The sequence below is a fragment of the Paenibacillus sp. GD4 genome (assembly GCF_030846225.1).
GTDB classification, from domain to species: Bacteria; Bacillota; Bacilli; order Paenibacillales; family NBRC-103111; genus Paenibacillus_G; species Paenibacillus_G silviterrae.
Genome location: NZ_JAVCYK010000001.1, coordinates 3,948,009 through 3,970,626, shown reverse-complemented (window position 1 = coordinate 3,970,626; position 22,618 = coordinate 3,948,009). Strand labels below are relative to the sequence as shown.

Here is a 22,618-nt window from a genome sequence, read left to right as displayed (position 1 = left end):
TAAGGAGCCGTCTGAGCGGCCCCTTCCTTCAACCGTAAACGGTTTATACCGTCTACTTAATGCTTTTCAGCTTATCCTGCAATCTGTCGACGAGTTCCTTTGCCGCTTTCTCCGGAGCGGACTGCCCGAAGGCAACCTGCTGCATATAATCGTTGGTCAGCTTGGTGATTTCCTGATTGTTGCTGATCCCATTGACAGGGTCCCCCGGCTTCTCCAGTGCGATCTTCACCGCTTTGGCTACGGTAGGGTCAATCAAATTTTTCTCCGCCAGCGCCTGAGCATTGGTATTGGACGGCGGTACGCTGTAATTATCCTTCACGATCATAGCCGAATCGAGTTCGGTCAGCAGCCAGCTTGCAAATTTTGCCGCCTCCTCCGGATGCTTCGTTTGCTTGTTAATCGCCAGCGGATTACTTGGGATGACGAGGACGCCCGAGGCCTTCGCATCCGCAGGAATCGGGAACTGGGCGGCATCCAGGCTCGGAACGTACTGCTTTAAGCTCGTGATACTGGAGGCAAGCGCAAAGGCCATACCGATATTCCCTTTCTGGAACGCCACATTCTTGGTAAAGTCAGGGTACAGGCTGCTTTCCGCTACAGGCTGGATCACTCCGTCATCCAGCAGCTTCTTGTAGTATGCGAACGCTTCTGCAAGAACAGCCTGATCAAAGCCGAGTGTTTTGTCGTCGTTAATCCACTGCTTGCCTGTTTTTTGGGCTATATACGGCTGCAGGAACGTACGGAATTCCAAAGCTCCCAGCAGGTAGGCCGAAGTATCCTTCTGATGAACCTGCTTTCCTATTTCGTGAATTTTGTTCCAATCCCACTTCGTATCCTCCGGGATGCCAAACCGCTTAAAGAAGTCTTTGTTATAGGCGGTAACGAGGCCGTTAACCCCCATCGGCAGACCGACAAGCTTGTTTTTAATCACTACATATTTGGAAAGAAACTGCTGGTCGAACGCCTGCAGATTAATATTGTTCTTCTGGGTGTTCAAATCGAGTACAAGATCGCCCTTAATGGCAATATCATCAATCCAATCCGCCGAAAGCGGGGTTAAATCCGGGGCCGTTCCGCCCGCAAACTGCGTCACCAGCTTCTGGTAGTATCCGTCAAAGCCGCTGTATTCCGCCTCAATCGTAACGTGCGGGTTTTTGCTCATATATAAATCGATAGCCTGCAGCAAAGCTTTATGGCGGCCCTCCGAGCCCCACCAAGAGAAACGAAGCGTCACCTGCTTCTTTTCCCCGCTTCCGCCGGATGAGGCAGGTGCCTGTGCGCCCTCTTCTCCAGGTGCGCAGCCTGCTGCTAACGCTCCGGCTAATGATACGACGCTCAGCATACTGATCCATTTTTTTAACAGCTTCAATGAAAGTTCCCCCTTTTTCGTTGACTTACCCTAATCGATTGGAGCTATATTCAGAATAAAATGGAACGCCCCCTTATGGAAAGGCTTACAAACTCACTTTTGGTATCATTATTCATTCGATTTGCTCTAAAGGTATCATTTTTTGTGATTTCTACTCAGTAGAAGAAGAAATACTCATGCGGTCTTGTGTAACTGAGCATTAATCATTTATTCTTGATACAAACTAGCGCTTGGGAGGCTCAGCATATGTACAAGCTCGTACTGGTTGACGATGAGGTTGAAATACGCAGCGGCTTGTCCCAGTATTTCCCATGGCATGAGGTCGGCTTCGACATTGTAGCCCAATTCGATAACGGCCGTAAGGCCTTGGATTATGTGCTCGCGAACCCGGTGGACGTCATTCTGTGCGATATTATGATGCCGGTTATGACCGGTTTGGAGGTAGCCGGCGAGCTGCATCGTATAGGAAATAAAACAAAAATTATTTTTTTAAGCGGATACAAGGACTTCGAATTCGCGAAGCAGGCTTTGGCTTACGATGTGAAAGGCTATATCGTCAAGCCCACCAAATACAAAGAGCTACTCGAAACGTTCTCCGCTTTAAAAATCGAGCTGGACAAAGCGAAAGCGGAGGATCCCGCCGACGGGAAGAGGGAAGCCGCCGCAACCTTCGACGAGAAGGTGATTGCCGCGATTAAGGCTTATGTCGAACAGTATTATGCAAATGCCACGTTGGAGGACGCCGCTGCTCTTGTCCATATGAACCCTTATTATGTGAGTAAATATTTTAAGGATAAAACCGGTCAATACTTTTCCGATTTCGTCGTCGAGGTGAAGATGAAGAAGGCGGCCGAGCTGCTTATGAACATCAACTTTAAAACCTACGAGGTCAGTGAGCTAGTCGGCTACAGCCAGGCGAAAAATTTTACGAGAACGTTTAAAAAATTTTACGGTATGAACCCGAGACAATTCCGCAACAGCCGGTTACCGGATGAGAACCGCGATGAAGAATAAACTATTTTTGCAAAATCTGCTGTTGTTTCTTTTCCCGCTGCTGATCCCGATCACCATTCTGGGGACACTTAGCCTTATGATCACCCAGCACTATATTCAAGGCGAAATGAACAAAGCGACTCAGAATGTATTCAATCAAATTGACCGGAATGTGGAATCGATTTTTAATGAGATGAACTCGCTAAAAATGAAATTCGGCAGTCCCGAGGTGCTTTACAGACTTGAGGAAATTTTGCGCACCCAGAAGCTCACTCTGGAGAATCTGCGACTAATGGAAGCCGTCCAGAACGACATGAACGTCCCGGTCTACTCCGTCCATCTACGTATATGTCAATAACGATCATAATCAGTTTCTGGCAAGCGGAAATGGCCTTGTGAAATTCGATATGTTCCACGATGTGGAATGGATCGAAAGCTTTAAACAAAACCAGGAAAATACCGGAATTTGGACGGAGCCTAGATATATTCAGGAATATTCGTTCCAGCAGCCTATTCCAGTGACCACCTTCTATAAAAATCTGTATTCCGTTCTGGGAACGAAACCGATCGGAGTTATCGTCCTGAATATTTATTCGGACTATATGGAGAAGCTGCTAAGGAACATCGAGGTGTACCCCGGCCAGCATATCCTAATCGTAGACGAGCTTGACCGTATTATACTGAAGAGCCGATCTCTCGACAACTTAAGCGGGCTCGATCTAAACAAAGTGGTAACGGGCCACACGTCCTATACCCTTCGCGCCGATGGAGAAACATATTATATCTCGACGCCCTCCGCTTACTCGAACCAGTACGGCTGGCGATATTATTCCATTGCCGAGCAGCGGTCTCTGAGTAAAATTCCATTCTGGCTCAGCACGTTTACGATTTTTTGCGTGCTATTATCGTTTCTGCTCGGTCTCGCTCTCACTTATCTATTGACCAAACGAAACCTTAAGCATATCCGCAACATGGTATCCATCATTCACTCCGCAGAAAGAGGGCTTCCCCTGCCGGAGCTAACCGCCACCAAAGGGGCGAATGAATATGATTTTATCACCCAGCGCTTAATTAAAAACTTCATTGAGCAAAATTACCTGCAGGTGCAGCTTTCTGAGAAAAAGTATAAGCTGCAGGCGCTGGAAATGGCGGCTTTACAGTCGCAAATGAACCCACACTTCCTTTTTAACACGCTGGAAACGATTTATTGGAAGGTGATGGGCTTAACGGGTAAGCCCAACGAAGCGAACCATATGCTCGAGCATTTATCGGATTTGCTGAAATACTCGCTGGATGCGCCTAACAAAATCGTCACGCTGGAGAAGGAAATCAATTATACGAAGAGCTATTTGGAAATCCAGAAGATCCGGTACCGTGACAAGTTCGATATCCTTTGGGAGTATGACGTTGAAGATGTAAAAAAATACAGCGTCGTGAAGCTTATGATCCAGCCGTTGGTCGAAAATAGTATTTACCACGGGATCAAGGAAAAGGAAGGCAGAAGCTGCATCAAAATCAAATGCGTCCGGCATGCCGGCAGTATCCGGGTTACCGTTATCGACAATGGCATCGGCATGAGCAAGGAGCGGCTTCGTCAGGTCCGGGACAGCCTGAAGTCGGATGCGGAGATGGCCGATCATATCGGGCTGTCCAACACGAATCGGCGGATAAAGCTTACTTACGGGCTGGAGGACGGTCTGACCATACGCAGTAAGCCGAATTGGGGTACGGTTATCACGATTGATATTCCGTTGTGAGCCGGGGCTTTACACACAAAGCAAAAAGACACTGAACTGTAAAGTCAGTGCCTTTTTGCTGTGACTGGTATTCACTTTGACCCTTCGACCGTCTCGTACCGTCTCCGGAACCTCGAGCAATAGTCCTCCAGCTCACGAAACGGTATCTGATGACACACCAGACCATTCACGATATGCCGTTCTGATCCCGGTAAGGCGGTAAATTTAGAGAAGAGCCTTTCCTCCTCCGATTGACCCTCTGCTACCCAGAACTGAACTTTCTCGACCTCCGGGCTTCCCGCTTTAATCTCGCCTAGAAGCGTCAGCAGACCTTGCATAAACAAAGTCGTACGTCGATATTCCGGACGAAGATAAGCGACCTCTACCTGGCAAATATGCCGATCCTCATAGCTGTTAGCACCGGTTCCATAGACGAATCCGGCAGCTCCAACAACATCGTAATCGTCGTCGGAGAGGATTAGCATCGCCTTGCCGAAGATGAGCGGACTACTAACAAAGCTCAACTTTACGGCAAATGCATACGGCAAGTTCAGATCCGCGAAGTGCCGGAGCAGAAACTTCATGTACCCCTCATAGTCCAGTTCCGTGGTGCACGGTCGACATAGGAAGAACATTTACTTCGCCGGTTGTGGTTGCGGTTGTGGTTGAATTTGCGGGACTGCTCTTAAGGTATCATTGAGAATGGCAAATCTCCCTAACTTACCGCCGGTTTTCTTATCAATGTTTGGTGGTGGCAAAAACATGTGTTATCCTCCGTTTCTATAAAAACCTTTATTTTTCCTAATTATACCTTGAAAAACCGAGTTAAGGTAGATCTTAATTGGTGAATTTTCGCACAAAACACGGTCTCTTCTCCAAGTTTACTCTCCTGTGTATAGCTGGCACCGGCAAATTTGGAATAAAGTCTGCATAAATAGGCATTTTCCGATAAAGCGTTAAATCTGAGCTCCTTTACATCCGGATGTGCTTCGATGATCAACTCCACCATGTAATACAGCCCCTTAGCAAAGAGGCGAGTCCCCCTGTAGGCTCTGTCCATAATGGCAAAGTTTACGAAGGCAATTTCCTTATCCTCGAATTCTTTCTCAGGCGTTCCGTGATAATAAGTCATCATTCCGAACACTCGATGGTCGGCATCTGTGATATAAATCAAATGACCTTGCGTAATATGAGAACATAAGAGGGAGACCATATCCAAGGTGCCGAAAGAAGGGTGAAGTTCATGTCTGTTCTCAATAGCGAATAAACTGACGGCGGCCAAAGCCTCGTCACTGACGCACCGTTTGACAATGGTTGTCATTGGAAAGCTCCTTTCTCGGTTCCGATTCCTCACATCCTGCTCGCCAGGATTTGTTCCAGCGTTTTGCGAATATGAGGGTGTTCGTTCAACAATTTAGCAAACGCCTCTCGCCTTATGGATAAAAGGACGGAGGGGACTAGGGCCCTAACCGTTGCTGTCCGTGGAATGTCCTTCAGCAAAGCGATTTCCCCGAAGTGGTCGCCATCCTGCAGAACCGCCACCCGCGTCGGGTCGCCGGCCGTAAGCTGCTTCAAAATTTCAAACTTGCCGCGGACAATGATATAACATTTGTTACCTTCCTCACCTTCACGTACGATCGATTCGCCCTCATGGCAGGTTTCCGTTGCAAAAAGACCGGAAATATCCTGAAGCAAAGACGGCTCGATTCCTGCAAAAAAGGGCAGCTGGGCAAGTCTTTCCGCATCCACGGTTGCATGCAGGCCGTCATGGGAAAGGTGAAAGCCGTGTTGTTTATCCCACAGGCTTCGGTAAAGGCCGCCGGATCGCAGCAGCTCTTCATGTGTACCGGATTCTACGATACGCCCCTCTTGAAACACGTATATCCGGTCAGCGCCAACAACCGAGGCTAACCGATGTGTGACGGAAACAATCGTTTGACTGCGGCGAATCCTCTCAATCACCCGATTGATTTCTGCCTCTGCAGCAGGATCCAGTGCCGATGTGACTTCGTCCAGCAGCAGCAGCTTCGGTCTTCGCAGGAGTGCACGTGCAAGCGACAGGCGCTGACGTTCCCCGCCGGATAACGTTCCCCCACCCTGCTGAACCTGCGTATCATACCCGTTTGGCCAGCTTTGGATAACGCGATGCATGTCCACCTGCTTTACAGCTTCCGTGAGATCCTCTTCCGTTAGTTCCGTACGATCCAGCAGCAAATTCTCCCGGATGGTTCCGTTAAACAAGAAGGTGTCCTGCGTGACTAAGACGGCATGTCTTCTTAAGGAAGCCTCGCTTACGGATCGCAAGTTTTGCCCGCCGATGGAGACTATGCCCAGCTTCGGATCGTAGAAACGTGATAACAGCTGCAGCGCGGTGCTTTTGCCTGAGCCGCTAGGACCGACGAACGCGACATAACTTCCCGCTTCAATCTGAAGGCTGACCTCCTGCAATTGAAGGGTATCCTCGGTATAGCCAAAGGAAACCTGTTCCATTCGAATCGGCTGCAGGGAACCAGGCAGCTGAACGGCATCCGATGCTTCAGGTACATCGGGTTTATATTCGAGAATTTCCCCGACGCGTCTGAAGCTAATGCTCGATTCAATGAGGTTCGGAATGAGAAATGATAGATTGGATACAGCCTGACCCACACTCATAAACAAGGTAAAGAAGGCCATGAACCCTCCGACCGTCAGCTCATCTTGAAAAATCAAGTATCCCCCGAAGCTGAGCATGATCCCATTAAGAATCAATAAAGCGGTTAAGGGCAGCCGCTCCATCAAAGAATTTGTAACATGCAGCCGGAATCCGAAGGAGAACAGCTCTTGAATGTTCTTTTGTGCCGCTTGCTTGAGCCTGCCCTGCAAATGCAGGCTTTTGATGGTCTTGTGGCCCTTGACCATCTCATCGATCGTATTGGAGAACCGCTCCTGTGCCAGCTTATAGTTCATATTGGCGGACTCCGCTCGGCCTTGGAGCAGCCTTGGACCGATAAACATCAAAGTTGAGCAGGCCAGCATCGCCAGAGTCAGCTTCCATTCAATAGAAAAAAGCATGATTAATCCGAGCAAGATGCTTAAGGACTCCCTTATCGTAAAAGGAAAGGAGCCGCGAATCACCTTCTCCAATCCACCCATATCCGAAATGAAACGCGTGACAAGATCGCCGACCTGGAAACGGTGAAAGAAATAAAACGATTGCTTCTGCACATGATCAAACAGCTCCAGCCTCAGCTTCCGAATCACTTCCCCGCTGAGCTTGCCCAGCGCGTAGTCACCGTAGAGATTTGCCAAGATATTGAGCGAGCCGGCACCGATTAATAAGCTCAGAATGATGACAAAAACGTCTACATTCTTCGGGACAAAAGCATCATCCACGAAATACTTGAGGCTTAAGGGAGCTGCGACCGCATAAGCAACTTCGACGATAATGCACAATATAAATAAAATGAACATTCGTTTGCTCACCATAAAGTAACGCAGCACAGTTTGAATAAACTGCAAGGGTATCTCCGCCTTTCATTACTCTTAGAGTAACGCAGATTGCCTAACCTGTAAACGATGGCGGAGGCCAATCTTTTTCAGCGACGTGCAGAGACATCAAGATCCTATTCTCGATACACCTTGCAGCGAAGGTGGCATGTTTGGTCTCTATGCCGGGGCTGAACGATTAGATCGCCTTGATCAATCCGATTGTGCCGATCGAGATCAAATCTTCCCTTGTATTGTCGAACAAAAAAAACAAGTCCTTGATTTTCCAAAGACTTGTTTAGAACACATACTTTGTTTTTTTAGCTTGCCTTTGCATCGACTTCTCCCTTCCGTTCAATACTCCTTATTTAGCCAGCCTTATCGGGCGCTAACTTGTTTGAAGAATGATGTGACATCTCCCGAACTTCTTGCCCTAAACCTACAAATTGTATGAACCGGTTTGGACACTTCCTTCCTCTCATTTAACCCCGGCTTGCAGTACAAAAACCATCAGCCACGCCATAAACTTATTCCTTTCCATCCATTCTCCCATCCCAAACATCTCCTTGTCTTTTGTGAATTAATTCACATGTGTTTTTAGAATTCACGTATTCTTATTTCAATTACATGGTATCATGAAAACGGCAAGTTGGATGTAATCAAGGTCACATTGTTAGGGTTGTGATAATGTCCCCCCTGGACTATTAGTTTGAGCAGCTAACGAAATTGCATCCTCTGCGTGAACTAACCCATTGTCGGTATTTTATGCGTTCTCCTAGATTCGTTGCACTATTCCCAATTACGTGACGAAGCTTGTCCGTACCGATGAGGTCATGAAGCGACACATCCTTCTTCGTCTTTTTCAGTGACCGTGTGGTGGATCGCTCCCCTCCGGAGAGGAGGTGGTGCGATGGATACCTCCAAACGATCATGTCCTTTATCGCTTTCGGAACTTTCCTTTTGGCGCTTTTGACATATATCGAAAAAAGAAAGTAACCCACCCTAGTTGAACGCCAGGTAGTGGGTTACTTCTCTGATTCCATACGATTTTGGAGGGTAGCCCCATCCAAACTGTTATGCAGGGAGACGTGTTGGCGCACGTCTCTTTTGTTATTCTTATCGTAACACGACTTTCGCATACCTTCAAGCCCTTAGCATCCATTCTACCGCTTCTGCTTATAAAACTCATGATACAGCTTCATCAGCGCCCGCTTCTCGATCCGTGACACATACGAGCGCGAGATCCCCAGCTCCTTCGCGATCTCCCGCTGCGTCCGCTCCTCGCCGCCCGTCTCGAGCCCGAAGCGACCAACCACGACCTCCCGCTCCCGCTCATCCAAGATATCCAGATTCTTATAGATCTTCGACTTCTCTATCTTCAGCTGCACCTTATCCACGACATCGTCCGCTTCTGTCCCGAGGATGTCAATCAGTGAAATCTCATTTCCCTCCTTGTCCGTACCGATGGGGTCATGAAGCGAGACATCCTTCTTCGTCTTTTTCAGTGACCGCAGATGCATCAGAATCTCGATTCTAATGTCAAAAGGGTGCGTAGTCAAGCTTTATTCAATGTGTTACTCCACAAAAAAATGACTCATGATTTCATGTGCCAATGGTACAATTTCCTTTGCCTTTTCGTTGAAGACCCCGATAACAATTCGCGGGTTTTTTGGTCTTCTTAGATAAGCCAGGTTCCGCGCAAAACTTAACGAAATCTCATCTAATGATTCTCGTGTATGTTCAAAGAAAAAATATGGCATCGTTTTATTGAGGGAATCCCCATTAGAATAAGTTGGTTTCGAATCTTGTCCCTCAGCTTTTACTTGCCGAATAGACGGTAATTTTCCTTTCATTCTAAAGTCGCTTAATCCTTTTTCTATACCCTTGGCAAAAGTAAATGCTTTGTAGACATCCTCTGTATATCCGCCAAAGAACTTTCTTTTCATGACATAGCTCGTCGCATTGTACTTCATTATGGATGCTCCAAACATAACTAAATGAAAGAGGATATATTCGAAATCTTTTTCTTGCTCATAGTCCCTTTCAAATTGTATTTCGTCCTTAATGCTTTCTTGGTGGTCAAGTCTGGCCACTCCATGAGCAAATTCTTCTGCGATATGTCTTTGTAAAAGTTGATGAATTAACAACGTAACAGCATCTTGCCCAATCAGTCCAATTTTTTCTTCATCATATTGCTTGAATTTCATTTTGAACTCTCCCCCAGTATTCACCAATGCGGTAAATCGACAAGCTCAATACCTAGAAATTATCCTTGGTGAAACAAGCTAATAAGGAACTCAGAATACCCCTTGTTTTCACCATATTTCACCAATGAATCAAACGCAGATGACAGAATTACAGTCTTCTGATAGTTGTAATCGTCATAACTACGAACACCATTTGCGCTTAGCATTTTTTGGAGACGTTTTACTTCGGCTTCCTCATCTTTAATGAATTGATTATAAGCTTTATACAAATCCTCTAATATGGTTTTTTCATCCGCATCTTTTGTCGAACGATAATATTGGAAAGCCCTAGGCGGTGCACCGCTTAGTTTGAAGAAACCGAACATATATACAACTCCTTAGAAGTTAGATTACAAAATAGTACTTTTGTTTGATAAGATTCGACACAAATACTGGAAACCCTTTTCAAACAACATACGAGATTGTTTCTTGCTTACAAAATACATCGTTGTTAAACGGCAGTCCCAAGTTCTAATGCTTCCTACTCCGCGTCCATCAGGCGCCCCTCTCCCCATACGACACGTTGATGGATAAGCCGACGTCCTGTAACAACGTATAGTAAAACTTTTATGAAAGAAAATCCCACAATAATGGCTGATTTTGATATAATTTCAACAGGGAACATTACGGATGCTGTAACTTCCTTCCCCATTTGCCTAACTTTGATTTGCGTCCTTTTTCAGGGATGGCGTCCCATTGATGGGGCGTATTTTTTTGAAACGAATTATAGGGCATTAAATATTTTTTGGGGGCGTTGAAAGTGGATATGAGACTTATGAAAAATATTGTTGTTTACGGTATTGATGCTGGTGGTGAACAAAATTTTGGTTGGGTTCGCTTGGATGCTTGCCCTGGTAATATTGACGATTATGTTCCTATAGTTACGCCTGAAATAACCTTATCAAATAATCAATCTATCAAAATTGATTCTATAATAAATAGCTCTGATAGTAATGGTCTTAATTTTGAAGCAGGTGAAAACCTCGCAACATTAGCTGCTCGAATAACATCAGATTTGAATAACCACAACCGAATAGCTATTGGGGTGGAATCTCCAATGTGGTTTCCGATTTCCCCAAAAGGAAGAGACTATCGGTTTGATGAGGAGCGAAATTCTTCTTGGTCTGGCCAAACAGGCTCAACAGCGAGCGTACAAGGAATGAAGCGAGCATTAAATCTGTTTAATATTTTAAGAACGACAGTAGCCGATGTAGGTAACTTATCTTCTACAACAGACTTTAATCATTGGTACACTGGAAAAAGCAACATTTTTTTATTTGAAGGATTTGTTACTGGAAAACATAAAATTTGTTGCTTAAAAAACCCAGCAGTCCGTGATAAAACCAGACGTCCATTAAACCCTAAACTAAAGCCATATACAACGCCATATAAGGAAGAACATCGGTGGGATGCTTTTTTAGTCGCAAGTGCCTTCTACGGAACTTTTTTCAATTGTAACTTAGGTAGTTATCAGGGCATTCAATTCCAGCTTAGTAGATATAAGACAAACTACTTAGATGTTTTATCGCAATGGCATTCTATTATGAACAGGTTAGGAATTTCTATTTTTCCATTCCTAGATGAACCGTGTAATGTTGTGGCAGTTTCTAACTAACGGGGACTATTGTTTAGTTCTTTAGCTGTCCTTTCAGTGGGCCTTTTTTCAAATGTCAAAGTGCCTATAAAAAACAACACACCCGATATTGCTAGGTTCATTTTGCGTTCTTATTGCGATTGTGGAACTTCACGACGTTGCCGCCCATAACTTCCTTCTTCAACGCTTCCAGTTCGGCGTCAAGTTCAGCGTCAGACAGCTTTTCAAGCGGTTCGGAAACTTTGTGAACCTTCTGGACAACTTCTGACTTATTGACGTTAATACCCTGCATAACAAGATACATCTCAATCGCTTTAAGGTCGCCGCGCTTGGCCTTCTTCGCAAGTGCGCTGAGAACGTCGGGTAAATCTTCCGACTGGATTTCTAGCGCTCGTTCCCGCACCGCAAGTTCAACTTGTCGCTTGTCGCGGATTCTTCGCAGGTGTCTTTCGGAAATCCCCAGCGTATTAGCGATTTCACGGTAAGACTGTTGCGGTGATTTTCGCGCAAGCAGCTCGACCGCCTTGATTTCCGTTACAGTAAGACCCTTCATGTATGGGCGAGGGTCGATTTCTTCGGTTTCTGTTTGGTCGTTCTTTCTCACATCTTCATTCATCATTTATCACCCCTTGACGTGTTGCTTTTGACGATGCGTGTTTACTTTCCCGAACACGTTCGCTCCGGTTCTTATAGCGCCTATCAAACGCTTCGATTTCGCGATTTACCTTTTCCAGTTCAAGGTTTAGTAAACGCATTTCCTTGTCATGACGTTCACGTTCTTCGGACGTCATTTTTGCCCGTCTTACTGCGGCTTCCCTGCGCCATTTTTCTTGATGGATTGCCCGTATTTTAGCTGCTTCCTCTGACGATGCGAAAGCGGTTCTTTCCGCGTAATTCATAGCCATGTAAATATCGAATCCATAAAGGGCAACGCTGATTTCACTTAAAAGCTGGTTGACTTCGCTCCAACGCTCTTGGTCTGTCATACAACCGCCCCCTAATACGAAAAAAGGAGTCGGGGAGACCCCGACACCCTTGTATGTTAAGCGTTTAAGGAAAGTTCCATGTCGCAAACGCCCTCGTTTGTAACCGAAACGTCAATATTGACCATTTCTTGGAACCCGCGCGGCGAAGTACGGAATTGGAACGTATAAGTACCGTCGGTGTTTGCGCTCAATACTTCTCTACCGTCAACGATAACCGACACGGTTTCACCTGTGGAAATGTTCGAAATGACGGCTTTGCCTTTGAAGTCAATCCCACTTGAACCGCTGTTCGTTTCAACGTGGTTGATAAGCTTTACGTTAACCGAACCGTTAACGCGGCTTGCGACGGATAGGATATGTTTCATTCGTTAAGACCCCCTAATAAATTTGCTGTCAACACAGTAAAGGCGTCGCAAATTAACGACGCCATAGTTATTGATTCAAATATTTCGCAAGTTCGGCGCCAATGGCTTCAAGCTGCTTTTGAAGTGATTCTATCTTCGCTTTGTCGCCTTGTTCGTATTCGAAAGTTACACCCACATTAGCGGCGGCTTCTTTCGTCGAGCGATTCGTATTATCTTTGTTGCCCGCCAACTCTTCCGCTGTAATGGTCATTGTTGATTGTGCTTCCTTCTCTTTACGCGCTTCGTCTGCCTTGGCGTAACCATCCATTAGTAATTCAGTAGCGGATACGTGTTCCCCGGCGTCTATTCGTCGGCGAATTTCTTCCGCTTGGGCTTTGCGTTTAGCTTCCGCTTCGTTAACGACCTGACCGCTTGTAGCTGCATACCCCGCGGATAACATTTCCCGGATACTTCTCGCTTCGGCGTCACGTTTAGCAATATCGTTTTTTATATCTCGAGTTGTCTTTGTCATGGTTTAATTCCCCCCTTTGTAAGCATTGACCCATTCGGGCAACTTTCCATCTTTGTAGGCGTCTGTCACCGTTTGAGGAAGTATGCCATATTCACCGCCGTCATAAGGAACCGACGGAACCATTTGACCGTTGCGGAATCCACCCGTCGTATAACGATAGAACATAATCGACGGAGGCGTTGCTATTCCTGGCTTTTCACCTACTTCCTGCGCCAATTCCGTAAACTCGGCGTTTGCCTTCTTAATTTCGGTTTCGACGTCATGCAAACCCTTAACGGCAAGCAAGTATTCCGCCAAGCAACGTTTGACGCGTTCAGCTTGCGCTTCATGTTCCTTAACCAGCTCGGCTCGACGCTTCTCGGCGCGTTCCTTCATCGCCGGAATAAGTTCAAGCAACGCTTGGGTACGTCCGCGACGGTTGAAGTTATTACGTTTTTCAAGTTCTTCGATTTCGTCGGCAATCTCACGAATACGCTTCTTCAACTCGGCCTGTTCCTCTGCCGTAAAAATATCGCCGCCCGCTTCCTCTTGATAAAGCCTGTCGTCATACTTGGCTTTCAAATCACGAAGCTCTGCGCTCAATACTTCCGCCCGTTTTTTATTTTCGGAATAACGCGTATCAAAGCGTTCCTTAGTCGCCTTAAACTCTTGAAACAAGTCTTTAATTCCCATTCGAACATCCCCCCTTGGCTGGTTTTGGAAAGTTGTATTTCCGTTTGTCCGTACAAGCATTTTTCAGCTTCGATTTTTTCCGGGATAATCCCGCATTATTTTGAATGTCATACTCGATTGCTTGACGTCTTTTGGCTTCATACATTGGCAAATCTTCTCGAAAGCTTTCAAACGATAACCAGCGCCGATTAAACGGTGTCATTTTGAGATTCCCGTTTAAGTCAACTCCACCAACGAACAAAGCGCGAACCGCTTCAAGAATTGAATCATTGGTCAAGTCGTCATTAGTAGCGGTGTCCAAGGCGTTAGTAACGTCTTTTAACGCCATCTTAGACCCCCCCTTCGCCGAATGGTTTAACCGCGGATTTAAGCGCTCTAAGCCTTTCTTTATCTACGTTGAATACCCGGCAAATATGGCTAACTGTTTCTTCGGTCGCCGCTAAGTCGCCACGTTCAATTTTGGAAATAGTGCTGTACGACAACCCGATTCGATTTCCAAATTCAGTTTGAGTCAATCCCGCGGTTCGACGTATTAGTCGAATTTCGCTTCCGTCCAGATGCTTCATTCCATTTCACACCCCCTAGTCAAAAAATTGGATATAAAGGGTAAAGAAAAAAGCCCCAAACGGAGACCGTCGGGGCGAAGCGCGGGTATGTGCGTTGCTTTACCTGATACGTATAATGTGCGGGTCAGCTTTTCGTCAGGGGCAACCGTGAAACAGCATTCGCAAGGAAGCTCGCACATTACATATATGGGCTATCAAATATTTTGACAAGTAAAGAAATTAAAAAATGCAACGCCGACCCCGTTGCAGGAGGGAAGGCGCCGCGGAATTTTGGTATTTGTTTTATTTATATAATGTCGTTGTTCTTTTCAACGAAGATTAAGGTATTGAAATTTAGAGTGTCTGCGTAGCAGTCGCCGAAGGCGATATTCTTCTTTGTGTCCGAAGGACATACTTTGCCTTAAATCCTTACGGCGCTTCTATCGAAGCGAACTTAATCTAAATCCTTAATCGTAATTCTCAACGTTTAACCTAAACGTCTAACTTAACGCTATATTAACGTTTATGTCTACGTTATATAGGTGGGCAGAACAAGTAAAATACAATGCTATAAATGTGAACATTTTATGAATTTTGTTTAACATTGAAAAAACCCAGTATTGGCGCGGCTTTTCAGCGTTACCCCGGCGGCCCCTGACGACGAAGGATACTTGTCGGACTTTTATGTTTTGACAGCTAGAGGGAGTAATGTCCGTAGGGCTTTACATAGTCAAAAATCAAGCAATCTACGCTAATATCGAAAAGAAGCGCGACAACGATTCGATTGCGAAGGAAATCGCCGAGCTGGAACGTTTACTTGGCGGGGAATAAGGGTCTAAATAATATTGACCCCCCTTCGTTTATACGTCATACAAGGCGGTAACGCCGTTGGAAGACGACGAGAGGGATGCTCATTTAATGAGTGCCCTTATGAAACGCTTTCAGACGCATGTGTAATCAGCATAATCAGAGGTTCAACTGATGTATGTTGTCTTCCGCCAAGTGCATTACGAGCTAGGTTAAACCTAGACAGTTTGAACCAAAGAGAAATAGACGCCAAGGAAAGACCATTGGCGCCTAATTCGAGGGGTACGGCGGTAACAATATCGCTGAGGTAATGTTGGGAAGGCGTCGGGGATTACGCCGGGAACGTCGGAGAAACGTTCGTATCATTATGTCGTTAACATGACTTCGTTTGTGACGCAGGGGTATGCGTTTATTACAGCCACTTTTGCCTTTACAATAACGCCCAGGCTCCCCCCTGCCATCCCCCTTGCCGCTATGCAATATCCGTCGTTGGAAGACGTTTATAACGGTCAAAATATAGGATATTTCGGGCGTTTAAGGGTCGGGGAGAGTAAAGATACCGGAGCGAGGAAAAGGCGTCTTATAAACGAAAATTGAAGCTCAATAGGGCAGCGTAATAAATGCGTTGTCCCCGGCCTATCCCTTATGTATAAGCGTTGTCAAGTACGACAAACATTATTTCAACATAGGTTTTCCGATAAGCTACGCACGGATGGTTAACGTAACCGCATCGTTCCCGGTCGCTTGCTTTACCGCTGAAAGGATAACTTCGCAATACTTCTCACTTAGCCATTCCCTTGCAAACACCGTAGGACAAACAACGACGAATGATTCCCCGTCGTATTCCGCGTATGTATCCTTAAACCACGTCTGGAACGGTACGGTATCGACTTCACCAGCGATGAAATTAAGCGCCTGAATCCAGAGTTTAGCTGCGTCGGTCAATGATAATCCCCCTTAATCATAGCGCTGCGATACGAAACAATAAAATTATAGCAAAGCCCCAAAATTTCAAAAATAGTACGCAAATTGTAAAGGGATTTTCGTCAACAAAACACCCCCTAGCCCCCCGGTGGCACGCCCTTGCCATAAACGACATTTTGACGTCTTATATTCGTTGGGTCTGCTGAAAGTTGAGCATACCCCTCTACAACGAAAAGGACGCCGACAATATGCCGACGCCTTTCCGTAGGAGGTGGTCTTTATGCTATGCGTAGAAACGGCGAAGTGGTGGCGCCGTTCCCGCTTCTATATGTCGTTTAGAAAGCATTGATTGTGACGCCGGATGTTAAACATAATCATAACTTTAGAGTATTGACACCGTTTTGTCGCCCCAATAAAATCAAGGTATAGGGCGTATTCATAACTTATACTCAAAATAAAAGGGGCGAATACATATGAATAAACCAATGAAATACGGTTACGCAAGGGTATCGACGAAGGGGCAGGATTTAACAGCGCAGATTGAAGCGTTAAAGGCGGAAGGCTGCGATAAGATATTCCACGAAAAGTTTACCGGGACAACCAAAGAACGCCCGGAATTTGAAGCGTTGCTATCGACGTTAAAGGAAGGCGATACATTAGTCGTAACAAAGCTCGACCGTTTCGCACGTTCCGCAATCGACGCGCTGTCAACGATTAAGGAACTATTCGAGAAGGGCGTCAAGGTACACGTATTGAACATGGGACTCGTTGAGAATACACCAACAGGACGTTTGATATTTACGATTATGTCGGGATTCGCCCAGTTTGAACGCGACCTTATCGTGGAACGAACGCAGGAAGGTAAAGAAATCGCCAAGCAATCGCCTGACTTCCGCGAAGGTCGTCCGAAGAAGTTTACACGTAAGCAGATTGAACATGCCTTGTCGTTACTGGAACGCCATTCCTATACGCAAGTCGAAGCCATGACGGGAATAAGTAAGTCAACGTTAATACGCGCTAAAGCAAAAAGTCGCCAAGCCTAATACGGTTTTGGCGGCTTTTCTGTTCGTTACTGACGTCCGGTTTCATCTAGTGAAACGACGCTAGAATGTCGTGAAAAGTCAGGTGTGGCAAGGGTTTACGCGGTCTTGGCGTTATTAACGAAGTGGGACGTATTATGACCGTCTCGCGGTCGGGAACGTTAATCCAACGCCACTCAATCAACATAACAATAACACGCAATTGCTCTTAATCATTGGCGGTTAAACACCATGTTTAGCCGTAAAAAACGAAATCACGGCTGCGCTTTTATGTGCTATATTAAGGAAAATAGCGAAAAGGGTGGTCGTTATGAGAGAAGTTGAGTTTCGACGTTACCTAGAACAAGACAACGCAATAACCAGTAAGAAGAAGTCCGTTAGTTCCAAAGTCGGGAAGGCGTTAATCGTTGAGCGTGAGCTTCGCGTTGACCTAGACGACATCGTAAAGGACGACGAAAAGACCTATCGCTTACTTCTCGCCGTCAAGGAAAAGCTGAACGACGAATTATATCATGGCGTTTATCAAAACTCCGTCAGACGTTATTATGCTTTTGTTAACGGCAAGGAGTTCCCAACACTCAAACAGTTTGAGCGTAGTTACAAAAAGGCTATATAAACAAATGTAGCCCCTAGAGGGGTACGATGATTTCAATTCACTTCAAACATAGCCCGCAACGTTTAAACGGCAATCCCTTACTGACCATTTCGTCTTCAAGGTCACGAATATCCGTCGAACACAATTTATGATGTTCTGGCGTCACAAGACGTTCGCGGTTTTCTGTTCGCGATTTATCCAACGACGAACAGTAACGAGCTGAATGAATAACGTTGTTCATCGAAGTCAACTGCGGATTCCACGAGTTGATGTTCAATACGAATCCGTCGGGATTATCTTTTCTCCAATTTAAATACTGCTGCTTCTCGTCTTCTTTTTCAAATCGTCTTATCGCCATCTAAACGCCCCAATCAATAAGAATATGAACCATTAACGACAATCCTTTAGTGTCAAAGCTCTTGTACAGAATACTATCCTGCGATAAAATATTACTAACCCAATCACACTGTTCGCCTCTAAGAACGGTGAAACCCGACGTAAAATTATACTCACGTCGGTCTTTTTTTATTGTGGACGCTGTAATTGGTTTTTCTTCTGTGTAAACAATTCCCAAGAATAATTTAGATATTCCTTACCCAAATTGTGCCATTCCTTAAATTTGAGATTTTCAAGGTGATAATCATCATCCTCAAATAAACAGTGGATGTTTAGTGTGTCTGGGTTGATACAGTAATATAAATCATCAAATTGTGTATGGCAATTGGGACACAACACTATCATATTTCTAATATTATCATCGCCTCGATGTGTCTTATTATAAGGTCTTATATGGTGCGCTTCTGAATAATTACCTTCGGCGTATCTAAGTTTATAATCACATAGTTGACAAGTATTATCGTACTGCGTTTTTAGCCATTGAGCCATTGTGGAATCCCGCACCATACGTTGAATTACTACTTTATTTTCGACCAAATTTCTATTCGTTATATTTTCGTAATCATAAACATCTTCCATAGAAACATCATTCTCCTCTAAATACGGAATACCAGCGATATATCTTGTAATATCAGCTATATTTTCGACGACGTCTTCTATAATGATTTTATTTTCATTTGGTTCTACACTATCAAAGTAAAGTTCCGAATTAGAAACGGCCCCAACTATTTCTTCATAACTTAGTTGACTTAGAATATCTTCCTTGTTGTACTGTCTCAGATTTTCCTCTAAGAACTTATTTAGAGCCTCTCTTATTTGTGAGTTCCATTCCTGCGTTTGAAGTATTTGAGCAAGCCCCTTACCTTTAGTACTGATTAAGGAATACAAAATAAAAGTGCGTACAAGCAATTGAGCAGAAACATTATTATTGATTTGGCTTTTGTTATGATTTCTTTGCGTTAATAACTGAAACATTTTGTTTAAAGTGGCTGTGTTAGCTGGTTCACCATCAATTATTAGTAATGAATCACTTTCAGTATTTAGCGTATCTCTATACTCCATATATCTCGCTAATAGGTTGTATGTTTTTTCATTTACCTCTAGCCACTGTATTAGGTGAGGATTTTTTGTATTCCTCCTAAGGTTTCTAATAAGTCGCTCCTCAATAATTAAATCTGAAACTTTAAGGGAAATTAAGTGTTTCTGCTCAAAGCAGCAGAAAAACGAAAGTGCGTAAACACATGGGGCGATTATCTTTTCTTCTCCCTCATACTGTACGTTTGGCCCAAAGATAAACTGTATTGCCTCTAAGGGGAGAAATTCAGTTGTATGCCTATCGGGCTTCTCGATGGCTGGGTATTCTATTGTAAATCTCCTATCAATCTCACTATATTCTGTTTTTAAGTATTCTAATAAACTAGCTAACGCCGCCCGCTTAATATCACTTTTCCTATAAGCATGAAATTCCAAAATACGTTGCGGATTGAATATGTCTTCGTAATTTTTCTTCTCTACTTTATTTAATACCTGATTCCTTAAATAGTGTTTTATAATAGAAATATACTGATTTTTTGTTCCATCAGATAGCCCCTTACTTGTTTCGATATACTCAGAATAACCTTGAGCCAGATATTGGATATCCGGAACCTTAAAATAAATCAATAAAACCACTCCTTTACTTTTAAATCTTATTTAGGGGCGATAAAGCCTTGGCGTTCCAGTTCATTAAGGATTGCTCTCAAATCTAGTCGATTTAAGATGGCAAACACATATAAGAAAACAAGCAGATAATTGGTAGCCAGGCCTAACGTCGTTATAACGTTTGAATCACTTGCACCAATGATTATAGTTCCTCGGTTGCCCTGTGTTTCGTAAAGCGATTGTATTGACCCACTTTCCCCATGAGCGTATTCGCTGGTGTGCTTATATATAGTTATGTATTCTTCTTCCAAAGAAAAATTATCAAATCCGTTAATTCCTTTTTCGGGAATACCCCTTTTTAGCCATCCAGTGTCGTCCACTGCTCTTGCTCTTTTCACCAGAGGAGTAATTTTCGCCCAATTCCGACCGTTTTTTGAATGGGGGTAATCCTCTATATATTGAGCAGCCTTTTCCCTGACTTGCTCAATCACGGGGTCTTCAAGTATTTTCTCTACCGTCTCCCCTTTATTTTCCTTATGTTGCTTAAACTGTTCCCAATGAGAGAGTACAGAAGAACGATTCATATTTATATACTCTACCCACGCATCGCGCTCCACGTCACCAAGTTCGGGATTTATTTTCTTTACAAGCCACAGATAGGACAATTCTGTTAATGATTCGAGGATAGAACGACATATTATCAACCCCGGATTTCCAAAGCCCGTTTTCGCTAACTGATAAGCTCCATTGCCTAGTTGGAAAACATGAGCCATAAGAAACCGGGATATAGCAAGCATTTGATTATATATATCACGTTTCTTTACGTTAATTTCTGATAGTTGAACCTCACAAGTTTGTAGCATTACTATGAGATTTCTGTAAGTATCTGCTGGAGCATAAGGTAAGTCCTTAATAACTTCCAATTCTTTTTCCCAACGACTATATATTTCAGTAGGAGATAATTTTACCGACATAATTCACCCCGCCTTTATTGCTAGTATATATTCGACACCCACTATAAATTCCCTATATAATTCCACCTTACTCTACAAAAAAAAGGACTCCTGCTATTAACAGAAGCCATTCATAACCGTATAAATTCGACCTTTCCATTTTCATAAACCCTTATCTCTCGAAATACCTTGCGAAGATATTCCTGTTTGCGCTCTATCGTCAATAATTGCGGTGATTCCTCAGTTAAATACTGCTGTATCGTTTCATTAAAAATCTCCTCGTTAGCTTCCTCGTGCTGTTGCGATTCCATAAGCGCTATAATTTCGTCTTTCTGCTTCAACAAGTTTTCCTCATTCGCCTTTAAGTCTTTTAATTGTTCCCGAATGTCGTCCTCGTCAACAACGTCTATGTTGTTCGTCAGGAACTTAATTAACCGTTGACGTGCCACCTTAATGCGTTCCAGTTCCGCTGTAATCCGTTCCACTTCGTTCTGCTCATACGAAGCCTTATCGTTATCCTCAGCCGTAGCCGCGGCTTCTGCGGCTGCTTCCCCGCGCGTTAACATTAGATTGACGAACGTTTCCCATACGAAATGGTCTAATTCCTCACACCTGATTCGCTTGCCACAACCGCGTTTCTTGGCGCCCGCTGTATTCTTTACATCGGTGTACTCCATGACGAATTTGCCCCAATTCTTGCTCTGTCGCCCTGGCATCGTATTACCGCAATCTCCACAGCGTACAAGACCACTTAGAAGATATTCTCTCTTTGGACTACCGGCCCAGCGCCTTCTCGATTCCTTCAGCAGCTTTTGAGCGTAATGGAACGTTTCCCTCTCGATAATCGCCGGACATTTTACTGGAATCCATTCGTCGCGGGGGCGTAGTTTCATCGAGACTTTTTCTTTGTTGCCGCGATACTTGTTACCAAGTATTCCTTCTGTATTCCACTTGTTATGATAGAAAACGCCAGCATAAGTTTCGTTCATAAGAATCTGACGAACGGTTTGCCTGTGCCACACGCCACCACGCTTTGTAGGAACGCCAATATCGCTTAAATAATGTGCTATGCCGTTAATACCTTTAACTCTTCCCTTAGGGTCTGTGAACAGGTCGTAAATAAGTTGGACGATTCGCGCTTCAGGTTGATAGATATCTAGTTCTTCTGTATCTCGATTGAATATGTAACCATATACTTTCACGTCTTTAACGACCTTCCCTTGTTTGGCTTTTTCTCGGCGACCGCGCGACATCCTTTCGTTAATCTTGGCTTTCTCAAACTCGGCGATTGCTCCGCGCATTTGATAAAACAACATGCCCTCAGGTGTTTTTTGGTAGTCGCCATTTACGAAGATTAGTTCAGCATGTTTTTCGATTTCTTCTGAGACAAGAAGCTGGTTCATTAGTTTACGGGACAAACGGTCAGGGTCATATATGATTACTTTATCAATCAAACCTTCTCGAATATCATCCCGTAACTTTGTCAAGGCAGGACGTTCAAGGAACTCTCCAGAATAGCCGTCGTCAACATATTCGATAATGTCAGTTCCCCGACCTGCTTTTTCGCGGCATTGGCGAACTTGGTCTTGAAGCGAATAACCGCTTTTAGCTTGTTCTTCCGTTGATACCCTTGCGTAAATCGCTATCATTTTTTATCCGTTTCTCCTTTCTGACTAAGTCCCTTATTGCGTTGTAGCAATCGGCTAGGGGTTTGTCGGTCGAATCGGATTCGATAATGACAGCGTACAGTTTTGAAGTAACGACGCCCTTATCCTTTCTG

General features: G+C 44.5%; 25 protein-coding genes and 2 pseudogenes. 7 read left to right on the top strand and 20 right to left on the bottom strand.

Annotation, left to right across the window (positions count from 1 at the left end; translation table 11 throughout):
- Positions 1–52: 52 nt before the first annotated feature.
- The gene (locus tag RAC89_RS19245; RefSeq protein ID WP_306615323.1) at positions 53–1,369 is read right to left on the bottom strand and encodes an ABC transporter substrate-binding protein; all 1,317 of its coding nucleotides are present in this window, start codon (positions 1,367–1,369) and stop codon (positions 53–55) included.
- A 246-nt stretch (positions 1,370–1,615) separates the two neighbouring features.
- Between RAC89_RS19245 and RAC89_RS19240 the strand changes: the two genes are divergently transcribed.
- Genes RAC89_RS19240 through RAC89_RS19230 form a run of 3 tightly spaced genes read left to right on the top strand, consistent with a single transcriptional unit; the run spans position 1,616 to position 4,119 of the window.
- Entirely contained in the window at positions 1,616–2,383 is a 768-nt protein-coding gene (locus tag RAC89_RS19240) for a response regulator transcription factor (protein ID WP_306615322.1), read from the top strand.
- Positions 2,373–2,720: a hypothetical protein gene (locus RAC89_RS19235; protein ID WP_306615321.1), complete on the top strand. Its 348-nt coding sequence runs from the start codon at positions 2,373–2,375 to the stop codon at positions 2,718–2,720. Before RAC89_RS19240 ends, RAC89_RS19235 begins: the two co-directional genes overlap by 11 nt.
- A 37-nt stretch (positions 2,721–2,757) precedes the next feature.
- Complete coding sequence (locus RAC89_RS19230) at positions 2,758–4,119, top strand: sensor histidine kinase (RefSeq protein WP_306615320.1); 1,362 nt, start codon at positions 2,758–2,760, stop codon at positions 4,117–4,119.
- 71 nt (positions 4,120–4,190) lie between these two features.
- Here the strand turns inward: RAC89_RS19230 and RAC89_RS19225 are convergent, their stop codons facing one another.
- The 7 genes and pseudogenes from RAC89_RS19225 to RAC89_RS19195 all read right to left on the bottom strand — a co-directional run bounded on the left by RAC89_RS19225 (position 4,191) and on the right by RAC89_RS19195 (position 10,135).
- Positions 4,191–4,682 (bottom strand): hypothetical protein, encoded by a 492-nt coding sequence (locus RAC89_RS19225; RefSeq protein WP_306615319.1) that lies wholly within the window; start codon positions 4,680–4,682, stop codon positions 4,191–4,193.
- Positions 4,683–4,903: 221 nt separating this feature from the next.
- Positions 4,904–5,419: a hypothetical protein gene (locus RAC89_RS19220; RefSeq protein WP_306615318.1), complete on the bottom strand. Its 516-nt coding sequence runs from the start codon at positions 5,417–5,419 to the stop codon at positions 4,904–4,906.
- A gap of 29 nt (positions 5,420–5,448) precedes the next feature.
- Positions 5,449–7,596 (bottom strand): ABC transporter transmembrane domain-containing protein, encoded by a 2,148-nt coding sequence (locus RAC89_RS19215; protein ID WP_306615317.1) that lies wholly within the window; start codon positions 7,594–7,596, stop codon positions 5,449–5,451.
- A gap of 73 nt (positions 7,597–7,669) precedes the next feature.
- Positions 7,670–7,825 (bottom strand): annotated as a pseudogene (locus RAC89_RS19210) (sigma factor); the annotation flags it as partial.
- Positions 7,826–8,726: 901 nt separating this feature from the next.
- Positions 8,727–9,101: pseudogene (locus RAC89_RS19205) on the bottom strand (sigma-70 family RNA polymerase sigma factor); the annotation flags it as partial.
- 36 nt (positions 9,102–9,137) lie between these two features.
- Complete coding sequence (locus RAC89_RS19200) at positions 9,138–9,770, bottom strand: hypothetical protein (RefSeq protein ID WP_306615316.1); 633 nt, start codon at positions 9,768–9,770, stop codon at positions 9,138–9,140.
- Positions 9,771–9,829: 59 nt separating this feature from the next.
- Positions 9,830–10,135, bottom strand: a complete 306-nt coding sequence (locus tag RAC89_RS19195) for a hypothetical protein (RefSeq protein ID WP_306615315.1) — start codon at positions 10,133–10,135, stop codon at positions 9,830–9,832.
- A 449-nt stretch (positions 10,136–10,584) separates the two neighbouring features.
- On the opposite strand from RAC89_RS19195, the gene RAC89_RS19190 reads away from it, so the two are divergent.
- Positions 10,585–11,424 (top strand): hypothetical protein, encoded by an 840-nt coding sequence (locus tag RAC89_RS19190; protein WP_306615314.1) that lies wholly within the window; start codon positions 10,585–10,587, stop codon positions 11,422–11,424.
- Between the two features lie 97 nt (positions 11,425–11,521).
- Here RAC89_RS19190 and RAC89_RS19185 read toward each other — a convergent pair whose 3' ends face one another.
- The 7 genes from RAC89_RS19185 to RAC89_RS19155 all read right to left on the bottom strand — a co-directional run bounded on the left by RAC89_RS19185 (position 11,522) and on the right by RAC89_RS19155 (position 14,503).
- Positions 11,522–12,022, bottom strand: a complete 501-nt coding sequence (locus tag RAC89_RS19185) for a phBC6A51 family helix-turn-helix protein (protein ID WP_306615313.1) — start codon at positions 12,020–12,022, stop codon at positions 11,522–11,524.
- The gene (locus tag RAC89_RS19180; protein ID WP_306615312.1) at positions 12,012–12,389 is read right to left on the bottom strand and encodes a hypothetical protein; all 378 of its coding nucleotides are present in this window, start codon (positions 12,387–12,389) and stop codon (positions 12,012–12,014) included. Before RAC89_RS19180 ends, RAC89_RS19185 begins: the two co-directional genes overlap by 11 nt.
- 56 nt (positions 12,390–12,445) lie before the next feature.
- Entirely contained in the window at positions 12,446–12,754 is a 309-nt protein-coding gene (locus tag RAC89_RS19175; RefSeq protein ID WP_306615311.1) for a hypothetical protein, read from the bottom strand.
- 67 nt (positions 12,755–12,821) lie between these two features.
- Entirely contained in the window at positions 12,822–13,265 is a 444-nt protein-coding gene (locus RAC89_RS19170; RefSeq protein ID WP_306615310.1) for a hypothetical protein, read from the bottom strand.
- 3 nt (positions 13,266–13,268) lie between these two features.
- Complete coding sequence (locus RAC89_RS19165) at positions 13,269–13,937, bottom strand: hypothetical protein (protein WP_306615309.1); 669 nt, start codon at positions 13,935–13,937, stop codon at positions 13,269–13,271.
- Positions 13,927–14,265, bottom strand: coding sequence for a hypothetical protein (locus tag RAC89_RS19160; protein ID WP_306615308.1), 339 nt, complete (start codon positions 14,263–14,265; stop codon positions 13,927–13,929). The genes RAC89_RS19165 and RAC89_RS19160 overlap by 11 nt, the downstream gene beginning before the upstream one ends.
- 1 nt (position 14,266) lies before the next feature.
- Positions 14,267–14,503: a helix-turn-helix domain-containing protein gene (locus tag RAC89_RS19155; protein ID WP_306615307.1), complete on the bottom strand. Its 237-nt coding sequence runs from the start codon at positions 14,501–14,503 to the stop codon at positions 14,267–14,269.
- 687 nt (positions 14,504–15,190) lie between these two features.
- On the opposite strand from RAC89_RS19155, the gene RAC89_RS19150 reads away from it, so the two are divergent.
- Positions 15,191–15,313: a hypothetical protein gene (locus tag RAC89_RS19150; protein ID WP_306615306.1), complete on the top strand. Its 123-nt coding sequence runs from the start codon at positions 15,191–15,193 to the stop codon at positions 15,311–15,313.
- Positions 15,314–15,991: 678 nt separating this feature from the next.
- On the opposite strand, the gene RAC89_RS19145 is transcribed toward RAC89_RS19150, so the two are convergent.
- The gene (locus tag RAC89_RS19145) at positions 15,992–16,234 is read right to left on the bottom strand and encodes a DnaA N-terminal domain-containing protein (RefSeq protein ID WP_306615305.1); all 243 of its coding nucleotides are present in this window, start codon (positions 16,232–16,234) and stop codon (positions 15,992–15,994) included.
- A gap of 464 nt (positions 16,235–16,698) precedes the next feature.
- On the opposite strand from RAC89_RS19145, the gene RAC89_RS19140 reads away from it, so the two are divergent.
- A complete protein-coding gene (locus RAC89_RS19140; protein ID WP_306616137.1) occupies positions 16,699–17,256 on the top strand; it encodes a recombinase family protein in 558 nt (185 codons plus the stop codon).
- 307 nt (positions 17,257–17,563) lie between these two features.
- Positions 17,564–17,869, top strand: coding sequence for a hypothetical protein (locus RAC89_RS19135; protein WP_306615304.1), 306 nt, complete (start codon positions 17,564–17,566; stop codon positions 17,867–17,869).
- Positions 17,870–17,906: 37 nt separating this feature from the next.
- Here the strand turns inward: RAC89_RS19135 and RAC89_RS19130 are convergent, their stop codons facing one another.
- The 4 genes from RAC89_RS19130 to RAC89_RS19115 all read right to left on the bottom strand — a co-directional run bounded on the left by RAC89_RS19130 (position 17,907) and on the right by RAC89_RS19115 (position 22,487).
- A complete protein-coding gene (locus tag RAC89_RS19130) occupies positions 17,907–18,206 on the bottom strand; it encodes a hypothetical protein (protein WP_306615303.1) in 300 nt (99 codons plus the stop codon).
- A gap of 167 nt (positions 18,207–18,373) precedes the next feature.
- Complete coding sequence (locus tag RAC89_RS19125) at positions 18,374–19,906, bottom strand: HNH endonuclease (protein ID WP_306615302.1); 1,533 nt, start codon at positions 19,904–19,906, stop codon at positions 18,374–18,376.
- A 26-nt stretch (positions 19,907–19,932) separates the two neighbouring features.
- On the bottom strand, positions 19,933–20,859 hold the full coding sequence (locus RAC89_RS19120; RefSeq protein ID WP_306615301.1) for a DUF5677 domain-containing protein: 927 nt from the start codon (positions 20,857–20,859) through the stop codon (positions 19,933–19,935).
- Positions 20,860–20,969: 110 nt separating this feature from the next.
- On the bottom strand, positions 20,970–22,487 hold the full coding sequence (locus RAC89_RS19115) for a recombinase family protein (RefSeq protein ID WP_306615300.1): 1,518 nt from the start codon (positions 22,485–22,487) through the stop codon (positions 20,970–20,972).
- Positions 22,488–22,618 lie beyond the last annotated feature (131 nt).

What these genes read in the sequence shown, in the direction of transcription:
- RAC89_RS19240 (WP_306615322.1), top strand. Translation starts at nt 1,616, where the DNA reads ATGTACAAGCTCGTACTGGTTGACGATGAGGTTGAAATACGCAGCGGC.
- RAC89_RS19235 (WP_306615321.1), top strand. Translation starts at nt 2,373, where the DNA reads ATGAAGAATAAACTATTTTTGCAAAATCTGCTGTTGTTTCTTTTCCCG.
- RAC89_RS19225 (WP_306615319.1), bottom strand. Translation starts at nt 4,682, where the DNA reads ATGAAGTTTCTGCTCCGGCACTTCGCGGATCTGAACTTGCCGTATGCA.
- RAC89_RS19220 (WP_306615318.1), bottom strand. Translation starts at nt 5,419, where the DNA reads ATGACAACCATTGTCAAACGGTGCGTCAGTGACGAGGCTTTGGCCGCC.
- RAC89_RS19200 (WP_306615316.1), bottom strand. Translation starts at nt 9,770, where the DNA reads ATGAAATTCAAGCAATATGATGAAGAAAAAATTGGACTGATTGGGCAA.
- RAC89_RS19195 (WP_306615315.1), bottom strand. Translation starts at nt 10,135, where the DNA reads ATGTTCGGTTTCTTCAAACTAAGCGGTGCACCGCCTAGGGCTTTCCAA.
- RAC89_RS19190 (WP_306615314.1), top strand. Translation starts at nt 10,585, where the DNA reads ATGAAAAATATTGTTGTTTACGGTATTGATGCTGGTGGTGAACAAAAT.
- RAC89_RS19185 (WP_306615313.1), bottom strand. Translation starts at nt 12,022, where the DNA reads ATGATGAATGAAGATGTGAGAAAGAACGACCAAACAGAAACCGAAGAA.
- RAC89_RS19180 (WP_306615312.1), bottom strand. Translation starts at nt 12,389, where the DNA reads ATGACAGACCAAGAGCGTTGGAGCGAAGTCAACCAGCTTTTAAGTGAA.
- RAC89_RS19175 (WP_306615311.1), bottom strand. Translation starts at nt 12,754, where the DNA reads ATGAAACATATCCTATCCGTCGCAAGCCGCGTTAACGGTTCGGTTAAC.
- RAC89_RS19170 (WP_306615310.1), bottom strand. Translation starts at nt 13,265, where the DNA reads ATGACAAAGACAACTCGAGATATAAAAAACGATATTGCTAAACGTGAC.
- RAC89_RS19165 (WP_306615309.1), bottom strand. Translation starts at nt 13,937, where the DNA reads ATGGGAATTAAAGACTTGTTTCAAGAGTTTAAGGCGACTAAGGAACGC.
- RAC89_RS19160 (WP_306615308.1), bottom strand. Translation starts at nt 14,265, where the DNA reads ATGGCGTTAAAAGACGTTACTAACGCCTTGGACACCGCTACTAATGAC.
- RAC89_RS19155 (WP_306615307.1), bottom strand. Translation starts at nt 14,503, where the DNA reads ATGAAGCATCTGGACGGAAGCGAAATTCGACTAATACGTCGAACCGCG.
- RAC89_RS19150 (WP_306615306.1), top strand. Translation starts at nt 15,191, where the DNA reads ATGTCCGTAGGGCTTTACATAGTCAAAAATCAAGCAATCTACGCTAAT.
- RAC89_RS19140 (WP_306616137.1), top strand. Translation starts at nt 16,699, where the DNA reads ATGAAATACGGTTACGCAAGGGTATCGACGAAGGGGCAGGATTTAACA.
- RAC89_RS19135 (WP_306615304.1), top strand. Translation starts at nt 17,564, where the DNA reads ATGAGAGAAGTTGAGTTTCGACGTTACCTAGAACAAGACAACGCAATA.
- RAC89_RS19130 (WP_306615303.1), bottom strand. Translation starts at nt 18,206, where the DNA reads ATGGCGATAAGACGATTTGAAAAAGAAGACGAGAAGCAGCAGTATTTA.
- RAC89_RS19120 (WP_306615301.1), bottom strand. Translation starts at nt 20,859, where the DNA reads ATGTCGGTAAAATTATCTCCTACTGAAATATATAGTCGTTGGGAAAAA.
- RAC89_RS19115 (WP_306615300.1), bottom strand. Translation starts at nt 22,487, where the DNA reads ATGATAGCGATTTACGCAAGGGTATCAACGGAAGAACAAGCTAAAAGC.